The organism is Martelella alba (assembly GCF_006516955.1).
Taxonomy (GTDB): domain Bacteria; phylum Pseudomonadota; class Alphaproteobacteria; order Rhizobiales; family Rhizobiaceae; genus Martelella; species Martelella alba.
Genome location: NZ_VHLG01000001.1, coordinates 261,937 through 282,640, shown reverse-complemented (window position 1 = coordinate 282,640; position 20,704 = coordinate 261,937). Strand labels below are relative to the sequence as shown.

The following is a 20,704-nucleotide window of genomic DNA, read 5'->3' as shown; positions in this document are numbered from 1 at the left end:
ATCAGCTCCCAAGCTGCGCGATTGAAAGTCCCGCCGACGAAGTCGTGCCAAGAGCACTCAGCAGGCCGCCGCCAATTGCACTTCCTGCATTATTGCGGAGATTGCGCGCCCTGGCACGATATTGCGCCTGCAGGAATTCACTGTCGCGTCGGTCGATCGAGATCTGATCAACGGCAGCCTGCGCGTTCTTCTGCGCCTGGTCCTGGGCAATGCCGCCTGTCAGATCGACACCGGCCGCCGCATATTTTCCCTTTGTGTCACCAAAGATTGCAGCCATCTCTCGCCGGATCTGGTTTTGTCTCTGTTGCGCGGCAACCTGTTCCTGGCCCGCCTGCAAATCGGCTTCATTGGCCTGAGCTCTGAATGTTGAGGCCTGCGACAGGCCAAGACCAATCTGGCCAAGCGCCGAAACACCTGACAGGATCCCAAAGCCGGTTTTCAATGCTGCTGCGCTGGCAAGACCGCTAGCCGCTGATGTGGCGGCAGAGGCGCTAGCGGCACCAGCCGCCGCAGCGCCTGCCCCGCCACCCGTAAAGAGACTGCCGATTGCGGCAATTGCTGTTTCCATGAAGCGCTCCCTAAAGTGCAGCCTCGAGCGTAATGGATCTCACGTTCAGTCTACCGGGGCGCAGCTGTGAGATTGTCACATAAGGCTGGTCGGAATAGCCGCGAAGACCGTTTATGCGGATCTCGCCGGTAAAGCCCTGGTCGAGCTCACCAACATCGGCGAGTGCACCGAAACGCGCCAGCTCGACATTGCGCAGCGTCCCGCCGTTGACCGAGATGGCAAGGCTTGTCGTATCGGAAAGCGAAATACGAACAGCCGGGATCCTGCCGCGCCGTTTGAGAACCGTGTTTGTCCCGACTTCGCGAGAAGGCGGCAGCGTTTTGACGACTGGCGGCGACCATACGCCGACGGTAGCAGCCGACACAGCAACGGGCAGGGTGATCGTTCCTCCCGAAACAGTGAATGGCCCAAAAATATTTCTGTCACCGATCGCCCATACAGAAACGCCATTAAGGCGATCCAGGCCGGTCAGAGATGATGAGGCAACGCCAAAACTGAAATCAATGGCGTCATCCAGCAAAAGATCATCTTCGAAACGCTGGAGCGCGCGCGCGCCGGCGCGATCTGTGATCCATGATAGCTCATTTCTTCCATTCGCTGCGACAGCCTTAAACGTAAGACCATCAGCCGTCATCCTGGTGAATGCCGTTACCTCCTGTTCCCGCAAAATGGTGGCCAGTCGTGCAGCACTGGTACTCAGGACTACCCCGTAGAGGTTTCCGCTATTGTCTGATGTTGCCCGCCTCACTGCCATGTCAGAAATGCCATCACGCAGAAGGTGCGGCGCCAGAAGCGAAATGTTCTGAGAGGCAAAATTTCCGCTTGTATCGGTGTAGCGAAGCTCGCCGATCGAGGATCCGTTCTTATAGACGTAAAGGCTCGCACCCTCATTTTCCGTGATCGCGATGCCGCGTACAGTTCCGTTCTGGGAAGACTGAACATGGTTCGGCGCTTCATTGCGCGAGAGGCCGCGCTGCTCGATCCAGTATTCACCATGCGAGGTGAAGATTTGCAGATAGAGCGATGGATAGATATGCTCGATCGCTTCGCCGCCGTCCGCATCCATAGGGATAAGTGCTGGCCCATCATCCTGTGTAAAGCGGTTGTTGAATTCGTAATAATCGGCCTGCCGGCTCATCATCCATGCATGCGGCAGGCTTTTGAAACCGCCAAGGATAAGGCGCTGGTTATAGAATGTTCCGCATTGCGGCCAGCCCTTGTCAGCCGAGATAAGCGGCTCACCGGGTGCAACGCCGACGGTTTCCTTTACCGAGACAATCGCAGCGTCAGATTTGTTCGCCACAACGCCCGAAACAGCCCAGCCATCGCCCTCATTCCCTTCGCCAGAAAAGGTAATTTGAATTTTGTTGCTCTCAGGAGAACTGACAGAAAAACCAGACGCAACATTCGGAAGACCGGCGAGCGCGCTGCTGATCCAGCTGACGAGCTCGCTCATGGTTGAGGAATAGGTAATTGACCATGTTTCCTGATCTGAAACGGTCAGCGTAAAAACTGATACGCCAGTTGTCAGGCCAACAAACTGAAGAGACCAGACGGCAGAGACGCCATTCGTGTATGTGCCGCCATAGTCGTAATTGGGGATGTTTTCAAATGGCGGCGCATCAACGGACCATCCGCTGTCCGTCAGCCGGATCCGGCGCGGTTCGACGTCACGGTGAAACAGCAATAGCGTATCGAAGCGCTGGGCATCAGTGACCTCGTCCAGCACATCACCGATATCTGGAACGGTAATATCTGCATCCTTGGCCGATGCTGACCAGACTTCCCCGGCCGTCCCCGCGAAGACGATATCATAGGCTGTGCCAAGCGATGACATAAATGGGAATATCCGGGAGGCAGTCGAGGGCAGAGCCCCGATAAACCGCAGGCACGGCCGGTTCGAAAACCCACCCTGCGGCGCGATAACCACATTCTCCGCATGCTGCAGTCCAGTCTGGAAGTATTTCAGCTGTATCCGCTCATAAAGCAGCGGATCGAGCTCACCAGCCGTGAAGGCGGCCTGCGTTCTGCCGGGACGCGCAACCATCAGCTTCTCCAGGCCTGTTCAAGCGGGTTCGCCTGTGTTCCGGCCGGGCGAGGCGGGTTTGAGAACCCATCTTCGGAAAGCGCCGCACGCATCTGTCCGCCACGGTAATTTTCGACAGAGCTGCCATAGGCGGCCGAATTGAGATCGGATCTCGTATTGCGGTCTGAGGCAAGCGAGAAAGCAAGCTCAGCGGCAATCGCGGTAATTGTTGCGCGCTTGAATGTTGCCGTCCAGCGCGAGGGCTCAGGCCTGAATTTGACCATAGCATAAAGCGGGTCAGCGCTGGCGCTCACGCGGCGATCGACAAGAACGAAACGTGAAAAACGGCGATCTGGATTGGTCGGGTCATCTGTCAGGAAAACGGGCGTTCCCGTGAAGTCGCCGGGAATGTCGAAAAGATAGTCAAACCCGGTGAAGGGCGTGCCGGAAGAAAGGCGGGATAGCTGGCGCATTTCGCGTGCGAAAGAGAAGCCGGCGGGCTGCAGGCCGAGATTGTAATCAACCACCATGCCATAGATCAGCGCCGCGCCGCTGTCGCCACCAGCATCCTCATCAAAGCTTTGAATTGCCGTTTCACCGATCAGCGCACAGGCAGCGTTTACGATGTCAAGCGGGGTTGCGAGCTCCATGCCATCCTCCTTATAGAAGCAGAGACGGCCGCCGGGACGTGAAACCGGCGGCCGCGATCAGCGCAGAAAATCAGGCGACGTTCTGCGCCGAGATGGCAACGACGCCGCCGGTATTGGACAGTACGATGTAGTTGCGCCGCATCGGCGTCCCATCGAGATCAAGCGTGCAGTCGATGTGATCGCCCTTTTTCACACGGTCGGTCAGATCATTGAAATAGCCGGCCGTTTCCACCGCCGCCGTATCATCGTTCGTGACGTAGTTATGAACGCCGAGATTGGCACCGGCAGCGCCGGACGGGTTGTACATGAAATCAACCGTGCGGAAGCCCTTAACATCAAAAGCCATGGTTTCAGTCTCCAATTGAAAGGAAAGGCGAGGGCGCAACAGCGCCCAGGCTGGAAAATTCAGATGATGGCGATGGCGGAATTGGTCGAGGTACGGAAGCGCTTGACCCCATTCCCCTCCTGCATGGTGGTTGCTGCGCCCTTGGCCTGCATGTTGATCGTCCAGCAGTCCTCGTAGTTATCCCACTGCGGAATGACACGGAGATCGGTATTGTTGCCCCATCCCATCGCGGACTTGTGCCAGATGAACAGATCCTGCTGATTTTCAGCAGGGACGGGATACAGGTCTTCCGCATCCTCTTCGACGAAAAGGAACCAGTTGACGCCATTCCAGAAGCGGCTGTCGGTCGCCTGGACAAAGGGAAGGCCGTTCGGGCCGACATGGTCGGACGAATTCACGACCTTGTTGGCGATGAACTGGTTCCACTGCAGGGAGGGAAGACCGCAATAGACTTCGCCATTCCACGGAACCTTGTCATTCTGCAGAGCAGCGCAAAGCGCCAGCGCGTTGGCGGCCGAGAAGGCTCCGGCCGAGAAGTCGAGCCCAGTGTCAAAGGTTGTCTTGGCGGCGGCCATCTTAGCGTAGATTTCGATATCGGTTGCCCGGCCGAGCGCGTTGGCGCCGCTCTGATAGACGATTTCCTTTTCATCGACCGTCATGCGATCGACGTCATATTCTTCGACGGTATCGAAGGCGACCCATGTCTCGAGCGGGACTTCAAAATTCTTGCGTCCGGCGTTGCCGGGGACATTGCGCTCGCGGCGGGTTTTCTTCTTGGCGACGGACTTTCCGGCGAGCCAGAAAACCGCCTTTTCATTCTTCTCGATACGCGTCGCCTGGGAAACGGTCGGACGCAGGCGGTTGCCCTTCTGCTGATAGATGTGCATCGCACGGTTGGCAAACTGGGTCGTATTCCAGGCATTTGCATTGATGGTCATTTTGCATCTCCAAGATGTTTTGCTGAAAACACCGGTTGGAGAGGCCGCGTGCAGCTCAGGGTCCGGCTTGGCCGGAGAGGCCATTGCTCATGCAGGTCCGCCCGTTGTCTGCCTTAAGCCTACCCGGCAGGCGGTCCGGTAAACCGGAACAGAAAAGGACCGGCGCAAGGCCGGCCCTTCTGGCTGCATGTATGAGGTGGGAGGATCAGCCATACAGCCGTTTGTAAGCAGCGTCATAGCGCTGGCGCAGTTCCGGGTCGAAGCGCTTTTCAGGGTCTGAGTGCTCACGGTTCGCGGGATCGATACGCGGGTCTGCATCGAGCTTGTGCAGATCGGCTTCGGTCAGCGCGCCCTCATTTCCGCCACGGCCTTCGAGGCCGAAACCGGATGCATTCATGCGCTTTGCCAGTGCCTGCAGCACGATGTTGCCGGCGGCAGTGTCCGTCATCCCCAGAAGCAAGCCTTTCGCCTGGTCGGCAAGGCCCTGAGGAATGTCGAGCTGCGCGATCAGCCCCTTGGCGAAAGTGTCGGTTGCTTGCAGCTCACGCGACACACCGGCCTTATCGAGGCCAGTCGCATTCTGAAAGCTGGTCAGTTCGGCAGCAGCATCGAAGGGTGTCGAAAGAAGACCGGCTTCTGCCATCGGCCCGAATGTATCGGCGAGAAATCCGGAGAATTGCTCCTGGCTCATGCCGTGTTTGTGGGCGGCATCACGCGCGGCCGAGAACATCTTGTCCTGTGAGAGGTCACCGAAGAATGGTGATAGGTTCTCACCAGGTTCGAAGCTGTAAAGATCCGGCGTTTTCGGGGCTGCCGGCATTTTTGAGAGCTTGTCCCGCATGCCGGTGAAGCGGGTACTAACATCATTGAAGCCGCCAAGCAGCTTTCCGAGCGTTTCATCTGCATTTGCGCCGATAAACTCGGATGGGATACCTTCCGGCGCAGTCCAGGCACCGCCGCCAGCGTCCCCTGGATCTCCACCGCCTTCGCCGCCGTCTCCACCTTCACCGCCACCAGGAGCGCCGCCGCCTTCAGCATCAAAAAGCGGCAGATATTTCCGTATCACGTCAAACATGCATCACCTCTCACACGTCGCGAGGCTTCACGGCCTCATTTTCCGCAAGACCAATCTGTCTTGCGATCTCATGGGCAACCGAGTTCTGCCCCTCCCGGAAGGCGCCAAAAACCGCCATGCTGGAAGGCTCAAGACCCAGCGTCGCGAAATAGACAGCTCGCCTCAGCGTCGTATCAAACAAACGCTCGAGCGCCTTTCTTCCGTCCGGGCTGTCGGCAAATCGCGCCCAGGCGCTGGCAATCGTCTTCTGGTCTTCAGCATCACGCGCCTGCTTGAGATCCATCGCCCGCTTTACCGAAGGGTCCGCACTTTCGAACCAGCTCCAATCGCCATTGGCAGCACCTTTGACAATCTGTTCCAAATCCTGAGCTTTCATCCCATCCCCGCTCCAGCGCCGGCAACCTGAGCGGCAGCCGCCAGGGCCTGCGCCCGCGCTTCTTGTTCGTCCATTGCCTTTCGCTCATCAGCTGATGTGATCAGTTCTTCCGGAACGCCGAAATCGCGGCCGACCATGATCAAGGCATCCTCGACCTTGGCAACGCGGCCGGCGCGATCGGCAAGGATCATCAGCACCATCTGCAGCCATTGAACGATTTTTTCGATCCGCTGTGCCTCGCGCGCAATTCCCAGCGGGCTCTTGATCCGAATACGCACCAGAAGCTGATCAATCGGAATATCCTCGGCGATGTAACCCTTGTTATAGGCAAGCTCGAGCACACGCTTGACGGCGGGAATGGTGACTTCCTCCACCAGCCGCCCGTAAGCACCAAGATGGTCTGATGCCAGTCTCTTGACCCGCTCAAGAATTTCCGTCGCTGATCTGACGGCCGCGCCGTCTGTCGGCAAGCTCTGATCCATCATGGTTGCTTTCACACCCATGCGCATGTCATTGAGAACCATATTTGAAAGATCAAGGCGAGGATCCGGGAAGCGCTGCACCGACGGCCCAAGCGTTCCGCCATTGCGGGCTACCTTCCAGAAAGCGCCCGGCGCCTGGACTGCAAGATCGGGATTAAACACACCGTCATCCACAGCTGTATAGACGCCAAGCATCGCAATTGCCGCCGCCTGAAGCTGCAGTCTGGCTGTTGTGTTGAGCGTTTTGATTGTCGGCATGGCGAGCATGACCGGGCCACGGCCCTGCGTCTCACCCGGAACGCGGAAATAACGCGGCGATAGCCACGGATTTGTCCGACTTTCGACCTCATGCAGCGCTGCCGTCTGGTCATCACACCAGACTGTCATGACCCATTTTTTCTTTTTCGGGTCGTAAACGGTATCCTGGTAGACCTTGATTTCGTCTTCCGGCTTCTGCTTCAGCCTTTCTTTCAGATTTTCGCCGAGAGGAGCGTTTGGCCATGTTTCGCTGACGACGCGCACGGTCATGCGGCGGGTCCAGAAGATACCGGAAATGCGATTGCGCGGGCCATTCTCAAGCAATAGCTCATCGATCGGAACGCTCATCGGTTCCCAGAGTTTTTCCGGGTCTTCAGAGCTATCCATGAGAATTGCACCGGTCCCGGCCGAGAGCTCAAGCGCCATTTCATGAAATGCCATGCCCCAGTCGCCATCATCGAAGAAGGCGCCAGCCACCTGTGTAATGGGCGCGAGCTGCTTGGTAAGCTGATCACGGTCTTCTTTTGAGATTATGACCGGGCCGGGCTCGAGCTTGAAATTGTCCTGACCTGCAGGCCAGAAATCTTGCTGAAGTTTTCCGGCGAAACGGAACGCACTGTCGATCGCTGTATGATCATAGACCTGGTCGACACGTTTCTCGCCGCGCGAGGTTCCGCTGCGTTCGGAATTCGCCGATTTACGGTAGGGGATTGCGTACTGATAGGCCTCATCGAGCAGCGGCTGGAATTCGTCACGCTCACGTTTGGCCGCCTCGCGGCGGTCTTTCAGCCGTTGTGTTTTGCTCATCAGGCACCGCCGAGGGTATCTACACCCGAGCCGGAAAGGAATGACAGAAGCTTGCTACCGGTATTGCGCCCGGCCTTGCTGCTGACGGATTGGTCAACTTCCGCCTGTTGCCGCGCCAGATCCGCAAGCTGCTTACGCTGATTTGCTTCCTGTTGCGCCTTCAGATCCTTGCCACTGTTGCCGCCGAATAGATCGCCCATCTCTCACCCACTGCTCAAAATCCGTTCCGTCCGCGAGAAAGCGGAAGCCAGAGGCCCGTGCGATCCGCTTGCCCGCATCAGTCCTGCAATAAGCCATGATGAAATCGTAAGGCCGGCTATCCAGCGTCAACCGGATCTGCCGAATGAGAAAAAGCATGTGGCGGGCGCAGGCCGGCGTGACGCAGAACCATGCTTCCGCCACGTTATTGTCGCATGGGTAGAGGCCAAACAGGCCGATTTCCTTACCATCGGCCCGGAGCACGAAGCTTTCGCCAGCGCTCCACATCTCTTTTGCAACGGCCCAGTCAATCTGGCTTGCCGCGCCAGACAGAGCCGCAACATCAAAGATTGTTGCCGGACTTTCGATTTCCACTGTCATCGCTTCAGGCCAACTGCATGCGGGTCAAAACCCTGCTGTCCCCAGGGCGTCGAACTGCTGCGCTTCTGACTTGACCAGGCGCCACTATTTTTCGGTTCCCGATCCTTGTCTGCAGCACCGCGGATAATGCCAGCGCGACCGCGGAAACCGAGGATGAGATATTGCAGGCCATCTTGCAAATCAGACCACGGATGCGTCTTTTCCGGCTGCTCCTCGTAATCGGTCGATGCTTTTTCAGGCTTGCGCTTATAGCGATATTTCCCCTCAAACCCCTCAAGCAGAAGCGGGCAGCCTTCCGGGTCGATCTGCAGATGTGTATTTGGCTCGATATAGCCCCTGAGTTCTGTCTTGACGGCATCGAGGCGCATGCCAAGCTCATTTGATCCGCCAGCAGGAATGAGAACCGGAATGCCGAGGATCACCGAAAGCGTTTCCATTGCTGTGAGCTGGCCGCCTTCGCGATCGGCGCCATATTCTGCGGCGGGGTCGACCCACAGGCGCACTTTCGAGGCATTCGAAAAATGCTCTGAAAGACATTGCAACATAGCCTCGCCAAAGCGCGCAGCGCCGACACCATGGCCGAGGTATAATTCGCGCACCGCCATAATCCTGCCTGGCGCATGCACCTGCCCGAAGACGGCCGCAGGGTTGAGCGTGTTCATGCTGATATCGACACCGATGCCGAGCGCCAGGCGTGGATCCACAATGATGCGTGATCGGGCGACATGCCGGGGACGGTCAAAGCCATCATAGACCGGCTTGCCGGCGCGCGAATAGCCGAATTTATTATCGACCATACGCCGGATGAACCAATCTTCCTGGTTGCGAACAATCCGATCGTAGTAATCCGGCTCGAGATTATACCGATTTTCCGCATCATCGGCCCGGCCTGAAGGCTGTTCGAACAGGTGGCGATCCGGTGTTTTCAACTTGACGAGAACACGATACGTCCAGTTGTCGATTGTTGGCGCATTCATGTCGCCGATAACGACCGATTTCCGCTGGCCAGAGACAAGCCGATGCCCCAGCTTCCGGCCGAGATCTTCCAGCTCATCGACCGACAACAGGATTGCAGCAGATGGATAGCGGCCGACACGCTGTTCCATGTCATCGATCGATCCATCTGCATGCGTATCTGTCTCGTTGAGCCAGCCGCCTGAATATTCACGGCCTTTCATCATCGTCTCGATCGAGTTTTCACCAAGCCCCGCAAATTCGGTGATTGCCTCGATACGGATGCCATCTGACCCCATAAATCGCAGTGTATGCGTCACTGGGCGATCATTCCCACCCGCCCAGCTTGATCCCGGGTACCCTTTCGGAAACCACTGTTTCCAGCTCTCGAGAACGGTCTTTTCGGCTGATCTGAACGTATCGCGCAGAACGATCCAGCGGCACATACGCGTCGGCTTTCCATCAGCAGGGTGCCAGGCGATTGGTGCCTGTGTTGCCTCATAGATACGCTTGAAGGTGCAGGCGGTGGTCTTGCCGCCGCCGAGCGGCCCCATGATGACAGCCGTAGGGAGATTGGACAGGATAAAGGCCTGAGCAACTGGACCAGGCGGGGTGTATGAGAACGGATTGAACTTTTCGTCAATCTCATACCTTGCGACAAGCGCGCGCTCCTCAGCCGCAGAAAGGGCACGCAGATCATCGCGTGTAATTACCGCGTTTCTGTCGCTCATCGGCGCGCGCTCCTGACGGAAAGACCAGTCACCGCGCGCGCATGCGCGGTGACACCTTCGATGTCGATCGGAGGCCGGAGGCCGGAGATCGTCCTTTCAATCAATCCCGCACAAAATCCGGATAGCAGGATATCTGATCCGCTATCCCCTGACCCCGATCGAGGCGGGAGGGACCGTTTAGCTTCATGTTCCCCGACCCTTTCCACGCCCAGGGCAAACGCGGCGCATCGTCCAGATTGAACGTTTTTTGACATATCAGCGCCCAATGGCTGAAATTGGGATCGGTGCGAAAGCGCCGACCCCTGCACCGGGGGGTACCCCCCGTCGTCGGGAAGGCCCGCGCGCTGGCCGCGCGGCCATGGCGCGCCGCATGCCGTGATCGATCGAGGGGCAGGGGTGGCATCCGCATCGCACCAGGCTGCGCACTGCAACTGATCTTTGATCAGTAGAACATTCAGTGAAAACAACAGCTTGGATACCGTGTGACGCAATTCAGAAAATATCACATGACAACGATACATCCAACTACTTGTTTTCATTGGCTTTTCCTTCCAATAGAGGTGAGCCGATCGGGATGCCCTTTTGCTCGGCAATTTGACGCGCCTGGTCGAGCTGATTGGTGCCGAGGTTGATCATCAGCAACGGCAACAGCTCCTCAATTGCGGCCGGCATGCTCATGATCTTCGCGTGCAGGAAGGGCGCCAGTTGAACCCGCATGGAGGCCTGATGCTGCATAACCTCCCACAAAGACGGCTTCTTGCCGCTTTCGCGCTCGCAGATCCAGGCATGCAGCGCCTCGGCCGGCATGGTGCAGTACTGCATTAGGGCCTCAACCGGGTCCGCGTAACCCTTCTCCTCCTGGAGGGCGAGAAGGTCACGCGATCGCTTGTTCGTCGATCCTGGTGGCCTGCCGGGCTTACGCCTCGGCTTTGCCTTCCGGTCCCGGCCGAGCCGCTCGGCCTCCCGGCGCTCCCACGCCGCACCGGCATCGGCGAACTCACCCGATCCCTCATCAGCAGTATTTTCAGATTGTTTATTCATGCCGCCCTCAAAACCTGTCCCGGCTTTGTCCCGGCTTTGTCCCAATGTTTATTTCTATATTTATTCATATATATCAATGATATAGGTATATATGTGGGACAATGGGACAACGGGACAAAATTATTCCTCATGTATGTGCGTATGCGCATGTGTATGTGAGAGTTTTTCCTGTCCCGTTGTCCCATTGTCCCACGAATAGAAATCGCTGTATTAAAACAATGGCTTATGGTGAAAATTGAGCGGGACAAATCCGGGACAAAGCCGGGACAGAATTTCGCGCCACCACACGCATGAATAAAGCCTACGCCAGAGCGCAGAAGGTCAACCGCGCAATTACTCGCATTGCGACGGGTCAGGGTGCGGGTTCCCCTATCCAAAAAGACAAAATTCGGCGGTGCTCTGCACCTTTCGGTAGAGAACGTCATGTTGATGCTTCAAATTGCCTTAGGTGAATGAACAGGCAGCGCGTTCGCCGCCCCGCGATCCTGATACGATTGTCTGGCGCGCCCCCAGCATCGATATCCCTGGACACGATCTGCGGTGGAGCGCGTCGTAATGCCCATTTCCACGAACCATTGCCGCCTGGATCACCGAAAGGCGTATCCATAAGTGCACGGCCGAGTTTCTTCGACGAGAGCGGCACTGCGAGGATATAGCCGGCCTTGCCGGCCGAGAGCAGGCCAAGGTCTGCATGGCCAAGCATCGTTCTCGTATCATTGAAGGCCACTTCATGGCTGCTGTCACCGCGTCCGTCGCGCAGATCCTCAATCACCTCGGCGACCGTCTTGCGCACACCGCCGGCATAAGCCTGAATTTCGCTGGTCAGGATAAATTCAATCGCCTGGCGCCATGTCTCTCCGCCGCCTTCAAGTTCCGGCAGAGCATCAGGTTTGAGCCATTCGGCCCACTTATACGTATCGCTGTTTGCCTCACATGGAAGGCCAAGCTTTTTCAGCCCATCGTCGCCGATAAGCGTATGGGCGAGGGCGAGGAAGGTTCCAAAGGTCTTTTGGCCTCGGCTGTTATGCCCGGCTTCGCGCAGAATGGCATAATACTGGTCCAGCTTGTATTCGAGGTCCTGCCAGCCATCAGCAAGGATCCGCAGTAATCGCGGGCCGACTGTCTCAGCTGCAGAAAGCACCGGCGCCTTGTTGCTAGTCACTTTCAGCGGCATCATTTCGATGATCACAAGTCGCGTAAGGTTTGCCGGCGGTATCGGCGGCGGGTTGATACCGGAAAAGGCAAACGAGCTCTGCGCCTGGAATTCAACGCCCTTGTGATTTTGTCCGCCACGGATGCGCACGGATCCGGACGCGGCATCACGCGCCATCTTGATTACTTTCTGCGCCTGATCCTGCCCGTCTTCGCCCTCGAGCTCATCGATAGCGATTGGAACGCTGTCATGACCAACAAGCTGATAAAGACCGGCTTCCGTCGCATTGGTCGTTGCCACCATCATCCGGCCGAGAACCGATCGTATCAGCCCGTTCTTGCCGAACAGCTCTGATTTTCCGGTACCGGCATCACCGACAAGGAAGACAGACGGGCGCCATTCAAGTGCACCGCCCAGCATCGCAACGCCAATCCAGCCGACAAGGAACATCACATCAATGTCGCCACGCGCGAAATTCCACGTCCGCAGGATCTCGAACAGCTGCGTTGCAGGATTATCCTCCTGCTTCACCGGCTCAGCCCAGGGCTCAAAGCTTCTCGGCCGGCGGGGATAGAAATATCCGTCATATTCGCCGGTATCTTCCAGCTGTCCGTCGATCCACATGGCATCGCCGCAATGAAGCAGAAGATTGCCCTGGTCATCGCGCCAGGCGCCCCGGCCGCGCACCGTGTCGCTCATCGTCCAGGCCCCGCGCGCCCTGCAGGCTGCGAAAAGATCACGCCGCACCCGCTCAGATTTGAAACCCGGATCCGCGAACATCTTCTTGACGTCCTTGGCCGGCCACGCCCAATAGAGGAAATCTTCATGACCGGCGAAAAGCTTCTGCAGGCGCTCAACGCCGAGAGCACTGTCACCTGTGTTGAAAACCTGCCCCATAGTGTCGACGAAATAGAAATTCTCGCCGTCATAGCCGAGCGGCCGCACTGGGCAATTTTGCGGCAGAAACCCTGTCTCATCGACATAGCCCTGCAATTGCCACTCCCCCGGTGAAATGCCTTCAAGTGGCTTTCCCGGCGGCGGATAGGCAGCAGCAGCACGCTTTTTCTCAAGCTTCACGCGCGCACTCGCCCCGGCGATCAGTCCGCCAACCCGTGCTGCCCCTCCGCTTGTCCCCTGTTCCTGCATCAAATTTACCTGTGGATAACTTTTTCAAGGGTCAGAAGGCGGGCCAAAACCCGCCATTCGGTTGACAATTGAGCGCTCAGTTTCGTGGCGATTTCGGCGCACCGCTCAGTTTCGCAGTGCGCGATCGGCGGGTCTTTCCGCGCTGTTGGCTGGTTTTCTTTTTCGGCACAAGGGGAGGGGTCACCACAGTCCGAGATCCTGCAGCCTTTGCATCCTGCTTATCCGGGTGCTGCCCGACCGGCCTGTTTGCATCAGCGGCCGCAACACCGTTGCCTTCCACCACCGCACCGTTTTCCTGTGGAGCGCCCGCTGCCTTTCCATCCTCGCCGCCTTCTTGCGGCTCGCCATTTGCTGGGCCTTTTTCATCGCTCTTTTCTCCGATTGTCAGGGGGGTGATTACGGAAGGATCCGCCGGCGCCTGGACTGGAACAGGCACAGGCGCCGAGGTCGGCCCGGTGACCCGGCCGATATTTTTCAGGAATGCGACATGCGATTGCTCGAGCTCGTCGAGATTGCCGACCGGTTCGAAAATCGTGTCCTCAAGTGCCGGCGTCGGCGCTGCCTTCTGCCGCTTCCTGGCAGACGTCTCGATCACGCGCGCCTTCTCGGCCGAGAATTTCGCGACCGTGGTCAGCATCAGATGTGCGAAAAGCTGGTATGCCCATTTCCGGGTCGTTTCGACGTCTTGAAACTTCCCGCTTTCCGGAACATCCTCAGTCAGCTTCTTTCCGTGAAGCCATTTCAGCCAGAGCTGCTCTCCATGAGCCTGGCGTATGGTGCAGTACTGCCCCATGTCATAAATCGCGGCATTCAGCGCATCGCCCTCAAGCCCGCTTCCGGTCCAGTCCAGTCCATCCGTTTGATTGAACATGCCGTAGAGCTGGCTGACGGCAGAATGTGCTACGGCCGCCGCCGCCTCAATCACATCAAGTGTTGCTATATCCAGTTTCACCATTGCCTCCTGTTGAGCGCGTCGTTCACGTCCTTCCCCCAGCTTGCCGGCATTGCGAGAACCTGCACCGGCTTGCCGAAGCTCCTGATCCGCGCGACGGCTCTGCGAAACAGCGCGCGCGCCTGCGGTTTTCCCCAGTCATTGTCTTGAAAGATGATGTAAGCGCTCGCGCTTGCGTGGTCCGGCAGGCTCAAAAGCCCGGGAAGCGACCCCGTCGCCCACATGCGCAGTTCCGGGTTTGAAACCGCAGCCGAATAGCCATCCTCACACCCCTCAACCACACCAACGATCGAGGTTATGCCCTGGACTGCTGCCTTCTCGGCGCCGATCCCGGCCGCACCATTCGTAAGGCGGATGACAAGGCCTGATGTTTCCGGGAACATTAGCTTCGGCTTGATGACATCAGCCTTGGCGCTGCCATCAGCCCGCAGAAATGTGTAGTGGTTGGCTGCAATGCGACCATCAACCGTCACCATGCCATGGATCATCGCCGGCATTTCCGGCCGGTCATCATCCATCCAGTATTCACAATTCGGACGATAACGGATTGCATGGCCAAGGGAGGGGATAGCGGAAAGCGTAACCCCACGACTGGCAAGATACCGCTCAGCCGGCGTCCCGCTGATAACCTCGGAACAACCGTAGAAAAACTTGCGGGCCCGCTCGATATTGCTGGTGCGCCGGCGCGCTTCCTTGGCCTCCGCAGCGAGCCTGCGGCTTCTTCCTTCGGCTTCCATCGCCTGCCGGCGTTCTGCGCTCATGTCGCGCAGCCCGTAACGGTCTTCCAGCCATTCGACGGCAGCCATGCGGCTGTCATCGTTCACATCACCGGATATCCCATAGGCAACGAGGTCGATGGCATCGCCTTTGTCACCGGAAACAAAGTCTTTCCAGGCACCGCGCCGGCTTCCGGTCAGCCATACGCACATTTGATCTGGCTTGCTCTTGGCGCGATAAGGATTGGCCACATTCCACAACGCTGTCCGTTTGTGGCGTTTCGAGGCATGAAACAGTGTCTCGATAATGTTTTCGAGATCATCCTTGGCCCGGTCTTTGGCAATCGAGAAACGGCTCATTTTTCCCTACGCCTCCGCCCCGTGGTGAAGGTTGGCAGGGGCTCGGCGACCTTGAGCGTCTGCCCCCCCCGGTTGAATAGCCCGTCTTGTACCTCAATCAGAAAACCGTCATCGATGAACCGTTGAACATCATCAGCGTTGACATGCCTGCCGTCAGGCAGTGTGAAGTAGGAAAATCCCTTGCCAATGCGGATTGCATTGTCGCTGTCTGCGGCCATGCGCATGACTGCTTCTGCCTTTCTTATCCGGCCGAGAAGGCGAACAAGCTTTGCTGAAAGGTGCAGGATATCGGCCATGTCACTCTCCAAGCATTGCAGTTTCGATTTCTGAAAGCGCCTGGTCGAAAGCGGTGTTTTCACGCAACCGCTCGACTGTTCGCTGGTGCTTCGAAACATTCTGCTTGGTGCAGCCGAGTGCTGATGCGGCAGTGGCGCCCGTCACATTGCACACAGTCACAAGCAAATAGGTTTCAACGACCTGCTGCCGGCGCGAAAGAAGCGGTGAGGCAGCGACAGCAATACGAATTGCCTTCAGCGCGGTTACGGCCGCACGAACCATTGTGCTTTGCCGTTCACACATCATCGCTCTCCGGGAATGACTGATCCTCGACCTGGCGGCGTTTCTCAATCGTTCTGAGCGCATAGCGAAGCGCATTTACCTGTGCCGGAAATGCGCGCTTCTCCCGCCTGATGCGCCGCCATGTCGCCTGGCTCAGCCCCGCCGTATGAGCAAGATCTGCATGGCTAACAGCGAGCACTTGCCGCCGCCTTTCGATCGCAGCAAGCGCCTGTGTCTGATCCGGCTTGTAAGGGGTCCGTTCGCCCATAGCGCACACGTCTTCATTTCTGTCTCAAGGGGAAAACTGGCGCCGATACAACGGACAAATTCGGCGCGGGAAACGGCGGCCAGCAGGCCGCCGGCAGTGTCAGGCTTCCGCCTCGGAAAGCTTCTGGCGAAGGCGATAGCCTTCAAGCATCCAGATCTTTTCAACGGCTTTCTGACGGGCAATCTTGCGGCCGATTTCAGCGTCGAAATTTTCAGGGCTGGCGCAGGCGCTTTCGCCTGTCACGGTGAAGCCGTTGCGCAGCACCAGGACACAGATGGTCAAAAGCCCGAGAGCTTCGATGCTGCGTGGGTCTTCCCAAGCTGGATGCCAGAGTGTGACTGCGCCTTCCAGCTCGGCTCCTTGACGTGCAGTGAAATAATGCTCGCTTCTTATCTTATCTTCGATATCATCCACCGTAATACGTGGCGCCGTCTTTCCCTTGGCCTGAATTTCGGCCTCAATCGCTTGATCACTCATTTTCCATCCTCTTCTTGAGTTCGCGAAGCTGTTGCTCCGCACGCCATATTCCCCTGACAGCCCAGAATGCGAGGCCGATCAGAAACATGTCGACGCCGACTAAGGCGGCATTCATCCAGTTCATCGGCGTTTCAGCCTTTGCTCGGCAGCAAGCTTCAGCTTCGCTGCCTTGATCCAGTTGTTGAGCGCACCGGCAACGCCGCTGGTCGAGGTGGACCGAATTCCGCAAAGCCGGATCATCGCGCCGTTCCAATTGTCGGCGGTTTGCGCTCCGGCCTCTGCTTCCAGCGCGGCAAATGCCTGTTGGGCCGCTGCGCGATGCGCCTTTTGGCTTTCAAAATAGCGTTCATACGGGTCGCTCTTGATCGGCGGAATACTGGCAAGCTTCTCCCCGACAACACGGATCATGCGTTCAAGATCATTGGTCATTGTCAAAGCCCCAGCCTTTTGCGCCGCGCTACAGCTTCATCGTTCATCTGTTTTTGCGAGGACATTGCCGGCTTGGTTCGGGTCTGTGCCGGACGCGTTTCATCAGCCCAATTCGGCAACACGATCTCGATCGTTGCTGCATCAATGCGCTTCCATTGCACGGGCTGAGCAGCTTCAGAACGGTCAACGAACTGCCGCAAGTGCCCGCAATTAAACACAAGCACCTTCCTTTGGTTGCCACTGGGGCCGAAGTGACGAACAACAGCTTTCATCGTGCCAGCGGAAGATTGAACCAATCGTACAAAGCCGTGATCCGCCTCAGTACCAACAAGCAGATCGAATGATTGCTTGACACCCAGAGAGCCAAAGACTTCCGCCAGCAGGCTATCATCCACGATCAAGCGCAGCTTTGCCGGCGCCGACTTGATCCGTGCAAGCGAGATCCTGATACCCGTCTCATCACCTTTGGCATCAGATTGATTATTCACCTTCTCGAAAGCCATTCATTCTCTCCCGATTGTTCTGAGATCGTCGATTGTTGCGCCCCGGCCGTCTGTAGCGATCCCGCGCAGAAGCACATTGCCCCACTGTTTGGCCACGGCTTCGGCCATGGCCGGAAACGAGCGGCTTCTTTCCTTTGCGCGGGCCGGTCCGGGTGGCATCCTGTGCACGCGGTTCCAGCGTTTCCACTCTGCCGAGCCCTTCACCGGCTCAGGCAGCCGATCGGTTGCCTGCAACTCAGGAAGTCCACGCAGATACCAGCCGGTTGCCTTGTACTCGGGATGCCCAAACCAATGGGGCTGAACGATCTGTGGCACAGGCAGATCAGAAGGCATCCGCCGCTTGGCAAGATCGTGCATTTCCGGATTTTCGATCGCGACATGAGCAACAGGCGCGTTCCAGCAGGCAAGAAAGAGGTCAACGCCGTTCTCAAATTCAGTGATCATGCTCTCCCACGTCCTTCCTTTCGGCAATTTCTTGGGCGGCGTCATATCGCCAGGGCCGGAAAGCCAACGCCGGCCGGATCGGCAAAGCCGCGTGCATGGAGGATGCGCAACAATCAGCAGGTTCCAGCCGCTTCCAAGGTGGTTGCGCACGTCATCTCGGATATGTCGGTTGCTTCCATCCTCGGCGGGCAGAAGATCACAAGACCAGGCATCGAAACCCCGAGCCGCAAACGCCCGGCGCATGATCCCCGAATACTCGCAGCCAATGAGAACCCTCGGTGTCATCATGGCGATGAACTCCCGATTGTTCTGAGATCGTCGATCGTTGCGCCCCGGCCGTCTGTTGCGATCCCGCGCAAAAGCACATTACCGGTTGCCCGGTCATAGCCGTGGCCGGTCAGCACCAGGCCGCCCGCCGAAAGCCAGCGCGAAGCAGCATTCATGTCGTCGATCATGGTCTGATAAAACGCACGGACCGCCTGTGGCCCGGCATTGCGGGCAGTCACCGGCACCTGATCCGTTGCGGTGATGATGGCGCCTGCGCGGGTCATTCGCTTTTCCCGTTTTCGCTTTCATTAACCTTCGAAAGGTCAATGCGCAGGCCGTTTTCGGTAATGCGCAGACGCCGGTTATTGAGGTAGGGTTCGACAAGGCCAAGATCGCGCAGCTTGTTCCAGGTGCTGCGCATCACAGGGGCACGTTCGCCGCAGGCATTGAGCACCTGATTACGGTCAAACACGCCGTCGCCGCTGCGGTTTTTGAGCCATTTCAGGGCGGAAAGCTGGTTCGGTGTCGCCTTTTTCATTCCGCACCCGCCTTGCCCTTCCGGGCCTCCGCGCGATCGACACGTTCAATCTCGGCCAGCAGCAGCGCACAGACCTTCACAAGCGTGCGCCGGTAATCGCTGTTCTTGAACCATTGCCAGTCCCAGCTGGCGGGCCACAGCACCGGTATCAAATAGTTCAGGCGAGATTGCAGAAGGATCCCGACATGATCCCTTAAGGCGAAGCTCAGCATGCAAGCTGCAGCACGGGCAAGGTCAGGACCTTCATATTTGTCATCATCCGCAGGTGTAAATCCTTCCTCACCGATCTGGCGGAAGCGCTCGCGGATCACATCGAGCATGGCCTTGACCGTTTCAGGCCCGCCATTTTTCACATGCTCCTGCAGAAAGTCTGACGGTGACGACTCGCTCATTGCTCTGACCTTTCCTCGCTCAGCGCGGCGATTTGCTCACTGATCATCTCATCCAGCGCAGTCTTGAGCTTGGAGAGCGTTCGCTCCCCCATGCCGCCCCTTCCGCTTTTCCGACGGGTATAGGCCGTCTGGTGAACCCCTGCGCGCTGACAGAGATCCTTCTGGGAGATGTTGGCGGCGAGCCGTCTCGCTTCGATTTCGGAAAACATGCAAATCACCCTTGCGAACCGCTTTGCAATTATGCATAAGCGATATTGCTTATTCTGCAAGGTGTTTTTTTGTGACTGCGTTAGCACTTCCACAGAATAAATTAGCGCGCATGATCGATAATCAGCGCGATACCAAAGTTTGGCTTAAAGCAGTGGCGGATCACATGAACCTGTCGCTGTCGAAACTTGCCTTGAATTCTGGTATGGCTGCATCGACACTCACGCGCTATTTTAACGATCGGACGGGGTCTGTCGGTATCACGCAGTCCACGCTCGAAAACGTTGCGCGCTATTCCGGTTTCCGGCCCGGGCAAATGCCTGGGCGAAACCTCAATAATCTTGCGGAGCCGGACGCATTACCGTTCGACAATGACAATGAGCCTCAGCCCGAGTGGATCTCGCTTGCGGTGAAGGCCGCAAGATCATCACGCAATGGCGTTGAAGCCTGGATCATGAAGGGTGCAGCGCTTGACGGCATCGGTGTTATGCCGGGTGATGTGGTCATCATTGATCAGAACAGGCGGGCAAAGTCTGGTGATATCGTCATCGCCCAGATTGTCGATCCCGTTCGCGGTATTGCCGAAACAGTGATGCGGCTTTACCAGGCGCCATTTATCACGACGCATTCCATGCGTCTTGGACCGCAACGCCCCGAGCAGGTTGATGACGATCGCGTGTCGATCGCCGGGACCGCTATCGGTGTAATTCGCAAGCCATCCTGAAAAGCTTAATTCCTGTCACGCAGCGTGAAGCCGCCCACGATGACACCGATGATGAGAGTGGTTTCATTGTCGATGATCTCTGGCGCTTCCGGCGCAGTGCGATCGGACGCTGAAAGCAGGTATGGTGCGCGGTAAACCCGAAAGATGAGGTCTTGCGTTTGGCGCCGGAACCCAGGTCTTTGCGCGCACACAGCGTCGCCGTTACGAGGTGTGGCATCGGCATCCACCGCGACAATCATGTTCCTCGGATACCCAATGGCCGAAAGGCTGTCGGTTTCGAGTTTCCATAAGGTAACGCTCTGCGATCGTCCGGCGATCGTCCGCAAGGCGAGCTCAAGAGGGTTGCCATCATCAGAAGGCAGAAACGGCGATGCTTCAGGTTGAAGCAATGCGCTGATTTTCGGTCTGCCTGTGTCGTAAGCCGCTACACGGGTCGCCATTTCGATCTTATGCACGGTAGAGGATGTGAGACTATGCCCGCTCTTGTCAGCATATCGAAAGCGCGTAAGCGTTGATGGGTGCAGGCCAGCCGCTCGGGCAATCTCGGTGATTGTCAGGCCGGTTGCCTCAGTTATGTGGTTCAGCCAGGCCAGCTGCTTATCGCGCAATTCTGTCATCATGTCATTCGATATCGCAGCCTCAAACGTGCCGTTCAAGAGGAAATGGCTGACCTATTCACGCTAAGGCTTGCGTAGCTGGCGCCCCGGTCCAGTCGATTGCTTACATCGCTGTCGCAACT

The 20,704-nt window shown here is 57.4% G+C and carries 27 protein-coding genes; 1 reads left to right on the top strand and 26 read right to left on the bottom strand.

All coding sequences use genetic code 11. The features are described from left to right. Position 1 precedes the first annotated feature (1 nt). The 25 genes from FJU08_RS01370 to FJU08_RS01250 all read right to left on the bottom strand — a co-directional run bounded on the left by FJU08_RS01370 (position 2) and on the right by FJU08_RS01250 (position 19,243). The gene (locus tag FJU08_RS01370) at positions 2 to 568 is read right to left on the bottom strand and encodes a hypothetical protein (RefSeq protein WP_141147180.1); all 567 of its coding nucleotides are present in this window, start codon (positions 566 to 568) and stop codon (positions 2 to 4) included. Between the two features lie 10 nt (positions 569 to 578). Continuing rightward, positions 579 to 2,615 carry a phage tail protein gene (locus FJU08_RS22665; protein WP_181409710.1) on the bottom strand — a complete coding sequence of 679 codons (2,037 nt, stop codon included), beginning with the start codon at positions 2,613 to 2,615 and terminating at the stop codon, positions 579 to 581. After that, complete coding sequence (locus tag FJU08_RS01360; protein WP_141147178.1) at positions 2,615 to 3,244, bottom strand: hypothetical protein; 630 nt, start codon at positions 3,242 to 3,244, stop codon at positions 2,615 to 2,617. The genes FJU08_RS22665 and FJU08_RS01360 overlap by 1 nt, the downstream gene beginning before the upstream one ends. A gap of 70 nt (positions 3,245 to 3,314) precedes the next feature. Beyond that, positions 3,315 to 3,590 (bottom strand): hypothetical protein, encoded by a 276-nt coding sequence (locus FJU08_RS01355; protein WP_141147177.1) that lies wholly within the window; start codon positions 3,588 to 3,590, stop codon positions 3,315 to 3,317. Positions 3,591 to 3,649: 59 nt separating this feature from the next. Then, positions 3,650 to 4,528, bottom strand: coding sequence for a phage capsid protein (locus tag FJU08_RS01350; RefSeq protein ID WP_141147176.1), 879 nt, complete (start codon positions 4,526 to 4,528; stop codon positions 3,650 to 3,652). Between the two features lie 205 nt (positions 4,529 to 4,733). After that, positions 4,734 to 5,603 carry a hypothetical protein gene (locus FJU08_RS22660; RefSeq protein WP_181409709.1) on the bottom strand — a complete coding sequence of 290 codons (870 nt, stop codon included), beginning with the start codon at positions 5,601 to 5,603 and terminating at the stop codon, positions 4,734 to 4,736. A gap of 10 nt (positions 5,604 to 5,613) precedes the next feature. After that, positions 5,614 to 5,979 carry a hypothetical protein gene (locus FJU08_RS01340; RefSeq protein ID WP_141147175.1) on the bottom strand — a complete coding sequence of 122 codons (366 nt, stop codon included), beginning with the start codon at positions 5,977 to 5,979 and terminating at the stop codon, positions 5,614 to 5,616. Beyond that, the gene (locus FJU08_RS01335; RefSeq protein ID WP_141147174.1) at positions 5,976 to 7,526 is read right to left on the bottom strand and encodes a portal protein; all 1,551 of its coding nucleotides are present in this window, start codon (positions 7,524 to 7,526) and stop codon (positions 5,976 to 5,978) included. Before FJU08_RS01335 ends, FJU08_RS01340 begins: the two co-directional genes overlap by 4 nt. Beyond that, a complete protein-coding gene (locus tag FJU08_RS01330) occupies positions 7,526 to 7,726 on the bottom strand; it encodes a hypothetical protein (RefSeq protein ID WP_141147173.1) in 201 nt (66 codons plus the stop codon). The genes FJU08_RS01335 and FJU08_RS01330 overlap by 1 nt, the downstream gene beginning before the upstream one ends. Positions 7,727 to 8,101: 375 nt before the next feature. Next, positions 8,102 to 9,790 carry a hypothetical protein gene (locus tag FJU08_RS01325; protein WP_141147172.1) on the bottom strand — a complete coding sequence of 563 codons (1,689 nt, stop codon included), beginning with the start codon at positions 9,788 to 9,790 and terminating at the stop codon, positions 8,102 to 8,104. Positions 9,791 to 10,315: 525 nt separating this feature from the next. Next, positions 10,316 to 10,831 carry a hypothetical protein gene (locus FJU08_RS01320; RefSeq protein ID WP_141147171.1) on the bottom strand — a complete coding sequence of 172 codons (516 nt, stop codon included), beginning with the start codon at positions 10,829 to 10,831 and terminating at the stop codon, positions 10,316 to 10,318. 421 nt (positions 10,832 to 11,252) lie between these two features. Continuing rightward, positions 11,253 to 13,130, bottom strand: a complete 1,878-nt coding sequence (locus tag FJU08_RS01315; protein WP_141147170.1) for a hypothetical protein — start codon at positions 13,128 to 13,130, stop codon at positions 11,253 to 11,255. Positions 13,131 to 13,206: 76 nt separating this feature from the next. Further along, on the bottom strand, positions 13,207 to 14,082 hold the full coding sequence (locus FJU08_RS01310; RefSeq protein WP_141147169.1) for a hypothetical protein: 876 nt from the start codon (positions 14,080 to 14,082) through the stop codon (positions 13,207 to 13,209). Next, positions 14,079 to 15,158: a DUF7146 domain-containing protein gene (locus FJU08_RS01305; protein WP_141147168.1), complete on the bottom strand. Its 1,080-nt coding sequence runs from the start codon at positions 15,156 to 15,158 to the stop codon at positions 14,079 to 14,081. Before FJU08_RS01305 ends, FJU08_RS01310 begins: the two co-directional genes overlap by 4 nt. After that, a complete protein-coding gene (locus FJU08_RS01300) occupies positions 15,155 to 15,454 on the bottom strand; it encodes a hypothetical protein (protein ID WP_141147167.1) in 300 nt (99 codons plus the stop codon). The genes FJU08_RS01305 and FJU08_RS01300 overlap by 4 nt, the downstream gene beginning before the upstream one ends. A gap of 1 nt (position 15,455) precedes the next feature. Further along, a complete protein-coding gene (locus FJU08_RS01295) occupies positions 15,456 to 15,716 on the bottom strand; it encodes a hypothetical protein (RefSeq protein WP_141147166.1) in 261 nt (86 codons plus the stop codon). Positions 15,717 to 15,729: 13 nt separating this feature from the next. Then, a complete protein-coding gene (locus tag FJU08_RS01290; RefSeq protein WP_141147165.1) occupies positions 15,730 to 15,984 on the bottom strand; it encodes a hypothetical protein in 255 nt (84 codons plus the stop codon). A 99-nt stretch (positions 15,985 to 16,083) separates the two neighbouring features. Further along, a complete protein-coding gene (locus tag FJU08_RS01285) occupies positions 16,084 to 16,503 on the bottom strand; it encodes a Gp49 family protein (protein ID WP_235890535.1) in 420 nt (139 codons plus the stop codon). 78 nt (positions 16,504 to 16,581) lie between these two features. Then, positions 16,582 to 16,890 (bottom strand): hypothetical protein, encoded by a 309-nt coding sequence (locus FJU08_RS01280; protein WP_141147164.1) that lies wholly within the window; start codon positions 16,888 to 16,890, stop codon positions 16,582 to 16,584. Between the two features lie 2 nt (positions 16,891 to 16,892). Further along, positions 16,893 to 17,393, bottom strand: a complete 501-nt coding sequence (locus tag FJU08_RS01275) for a hypothetical protein (RefSeq protein ID WP_141147163.1) — start codon at positions 17,391 to 17,393, stop codon at positions 16,893 to 16,895. Then, positions 17,394 to 18,125 (bottom strand): hypothetical protein, encoded by a 732-nt coding sequence (locus FJU08_RS01270; protein WP_141147162.1) that lies wholly within the window; start codon positions 18,123 to 18,125, stop codon positions 17,394 to 17,396. After that, positions 18,122 to 18,388, bottom strand: a complete 267-nt coding sequence (locus tag FJU08_RS01265) for a hypothetical protein (protein WP_141147161.1) — start codon at positions 18,386 to 18,388, stop codon at positions 18,122 to 18,124. Before FJU08_RS01265 ends, FJU08_RS01270 begins: the two co-directional genes overlap by 4 nt. Beyond that, positions 18,385 to 18,642, bottom strand: coding sequence for a hypothetical protein (locus tag FJU08_RS01260; RefSeq protein WP_141147160.1), 258 nt, complete (start codon positions 18,640 to 18,642; stop codon positions 18,385 to 18,387). The genes FJU08_RS01265 and FJU08_RS01260 overlap by 4 nt, the downstream gene beginning before the upstream one ends. Beyond that, the gene (locus tag FJU08_RS01255; protein ID WP_141147159.1) at positions 18,639 to 19,034 is read right to left on the bottom strand and encodes a hypothetical protein; all 396 of its coding nucleotides are present in this window, start codon (positions 19,032 to 19,034) and stop codon (positions 18,639 to 18,641) included. Before FJU08_RS01255 ends, FJU08_RS01260 begins: the two co-directional genes overlap by 4 nt. Continuing rightward, entirely contained in the window at positions 19,031 to 19,243 is a 213-nt protein-coding gene (locus FJU08_RS01250) for a helix-turn-helix domain-containing protein (protein WP_141147158.1), read from the bottom strand. The genes FJU08_RS01255 and FJU08_RS01250 overlap by 4 nt, the downstream gene beginning before the upstream one ends. Positions 19,244 to 19,314: 71 nt before the next feature. Here FJU08_RS01250 and FJU08_RS01245 point away from each other — a divergent pair, with 71 nt between their 5' ends. Then, on the top strand, positions 19,315 to 19,965 hold the full coding sequence (locus FJU08_RS01245) for a LexA family transcriptional regulator (RefSeq protein ID WP_181409708.1): 651 nt from the start codon (positions 19,315 to 19,317) through the stop codon (positions 19,963 to 19,965). A gap of 5 nt (positions 19,966 to 19,970) precedes the next feature. On the opposite strand, the gene FJU08_RS01240 is transcribed toward FJU08_RS01245, so the two are convergent. Further along, complete coding sequence (locus FJU08_RS01240) at positions 19,971 to 20,585, bottom strand: LexA family transcriptional regulator (RefSeq protein WP_141147156.1); 615 nt, start codon at positions 20,583 to 20,585, stop codon at positions 19,971 to 19,973. Positions 20,586 to 20,704 lie beyond the last annotated feature (119 nt).

Bases quoted from the DNA above. Each gene is read 5' to 3' on its own strand.
- FJU08_RS01265 (WP_141147161.1), bottom strand. From the start codon at position 18,388: ATGACCCGCGCAGGCGCCATCATCACCGCAACGGATCAGGTGCCGGTG.
- FJU08_RS01320 (WP_141147171.1), bottom strand. From the start codon at position 10,831: ATGAATAAACAATCTGAAAATACTGCTGATGAGGGATCGGGTGAGTTC.
- FJU08_RS01370 (WP_141147180.1), bottom strand. From the start codon at position 568: ATGGAAACAGCAATTGCCGCAATCGGCAGTCTCTTTACGGGTGGCGGG.
- FJU08_RS01350 (WP_141147176.1), bottom strand. From the start codon at position 4,528: ATGACCATCAATGCAAATGCCTGGAATACGACCCAGTTTGCCAACCGT.
- FJU08_RS01355 (WP_141147177.1), bottom strand. From the start codon at position 3,590: ATGGCTTTTGATGTTAAGGGCTTCCGCACGGTTGATTTCATGTACAAC.
- FJU08_RS01300 (WP_141147167.1), bottom strand. From the start codon at position 15,454: ATGGCCGATATCCTGCACCTTTCAGCAAAGCTTGTTCGCCTTCTCGGC.
- FJU08_RS01325 (WP_141147172.1), bottom strand. From the start codon at position 9,790: ATGAGCGACAGAAACGCGGTAATTACACGCGATGATCTGCGTGCCCTT.
- FJU08_RS22660 (WP_181409709.1), bottom strand. From the start codon at position 5,603: ATGTTTGACGTGATACGGAAATATCTGCCGCTTTTTGATGCTGAAGGC.
- FJU08_RS01295 (WP_141147166.1), bottom strand. From the start codon at position 15,716: ATGGTTCGTGCGGCCGTAACCGCGCTGAAGGCAATTCGTATTGCTGTC.
- FJU08_RS01335 (WP_141147174.1), bottom strand. From the start codon at position 7,526: ATGAGCAAAACACAACGGCTGAAAGACCGCCGCGAGGCGGCCAAACGT.
- FJU08_RS01360 (WP_141147178.1), bottom strand. From the start codon at position 3,244: ATGGAGCTCGCAACCCCGCTTGACATCGTAAACGCTGCCTGTGCGCTG.
- FJU08_RS01280 (WP_141147164.1), bottom strand. From the start codon at position 16,890: ATGACCAATGATCTTGAACGCATGATCCGTGTTGTCGGGGAGAAGCTT.
- FJU08_RS01250 (WP_141147158.1), bottom strand. From the start codon at position 19,243: ATGTTTTCCGAAATCGAAGCGAGACGGCTCGCCGCCAACATCTCCCAG.
- FJU08_RS01255 (WP_141147159.1), bottom strand. From the start codon at position 19,034: ATGAGCGAGTCGTCACCGTCAGACTTTCTGCAGGAGCATGTGAAAAAT.
- FJU08_RS01270 (WP_141147162.1), bottom strand. From the start codon at position 18,125: ATGATGACACCGAGGGTTCTCATTGGCTGCGAGTATTCGGGGATCATG.
- FJU08_RS01290 (WP_141147165.1), bottom strand. From the start codon at position 15,984: ATGGGCGAACGGACCCCTTACAAGCCGGATCAGACACAGGCGCTTGCT.
- FJU08_RS01260 (WP_141147160.1), bottom strand. From the start codon at position 18,642: ATGAAAAAGGCGACACCGAACCAGCTTTCCGCCCTGAAATGGCTCAAA.
- FJU08_RS01340 (WP_141147175.1), bottom strand. From the start codon at position 5,979: ATGAAAGCTCAGGATTTGGAACAGATTGTCAAAGGTGCTGCCAATGGC.
- FJU08_RS01275 (WP_141147163.1), bottom strand. From the start codon at position 17,393: ATGGCTTTCGAGAAGGTGAATAATCAATCTGATGCCAAAGGTGATGAG.
- FJU08_RS01330 (WP_141147173.1), bottom strand. From the start codon at position 7,726: ATGGGCGATCTATTCGGCGGCAACAGTGGCAAGGATCTGAAGGCGCAA.
- FJU08_RS01305 (WP_141147168.1), bottom strand. From the start codon at position 15,158: ATGAGCCGTTTCTCGATTGCCAAAGACCGGGCCAAGGATGATCTCGAA.
- FJU08_RS01315 (WP_141147170.1), bottom strand. From the start codon at position 13,130: ATGCAGGAACAGGGGACAAGCGGAGGGGCAGCACGGGTTGGCGGACTG.
- FJU08_RS01240 (WP_141147156.1), bottom strand. From the start codon at position 20,585: ATGATGACAGAATTGCGCGATAAGCAGCTGGCCTGGCTGAACCACATA.
- FJU08_RS22665 (WP_181409710.1), bottom strand. From the start codon at position 2,615: ATGGTTGCGCGTCCCGGCAGAACGCAGGCCGCCTTCACGGCTGGTGAG.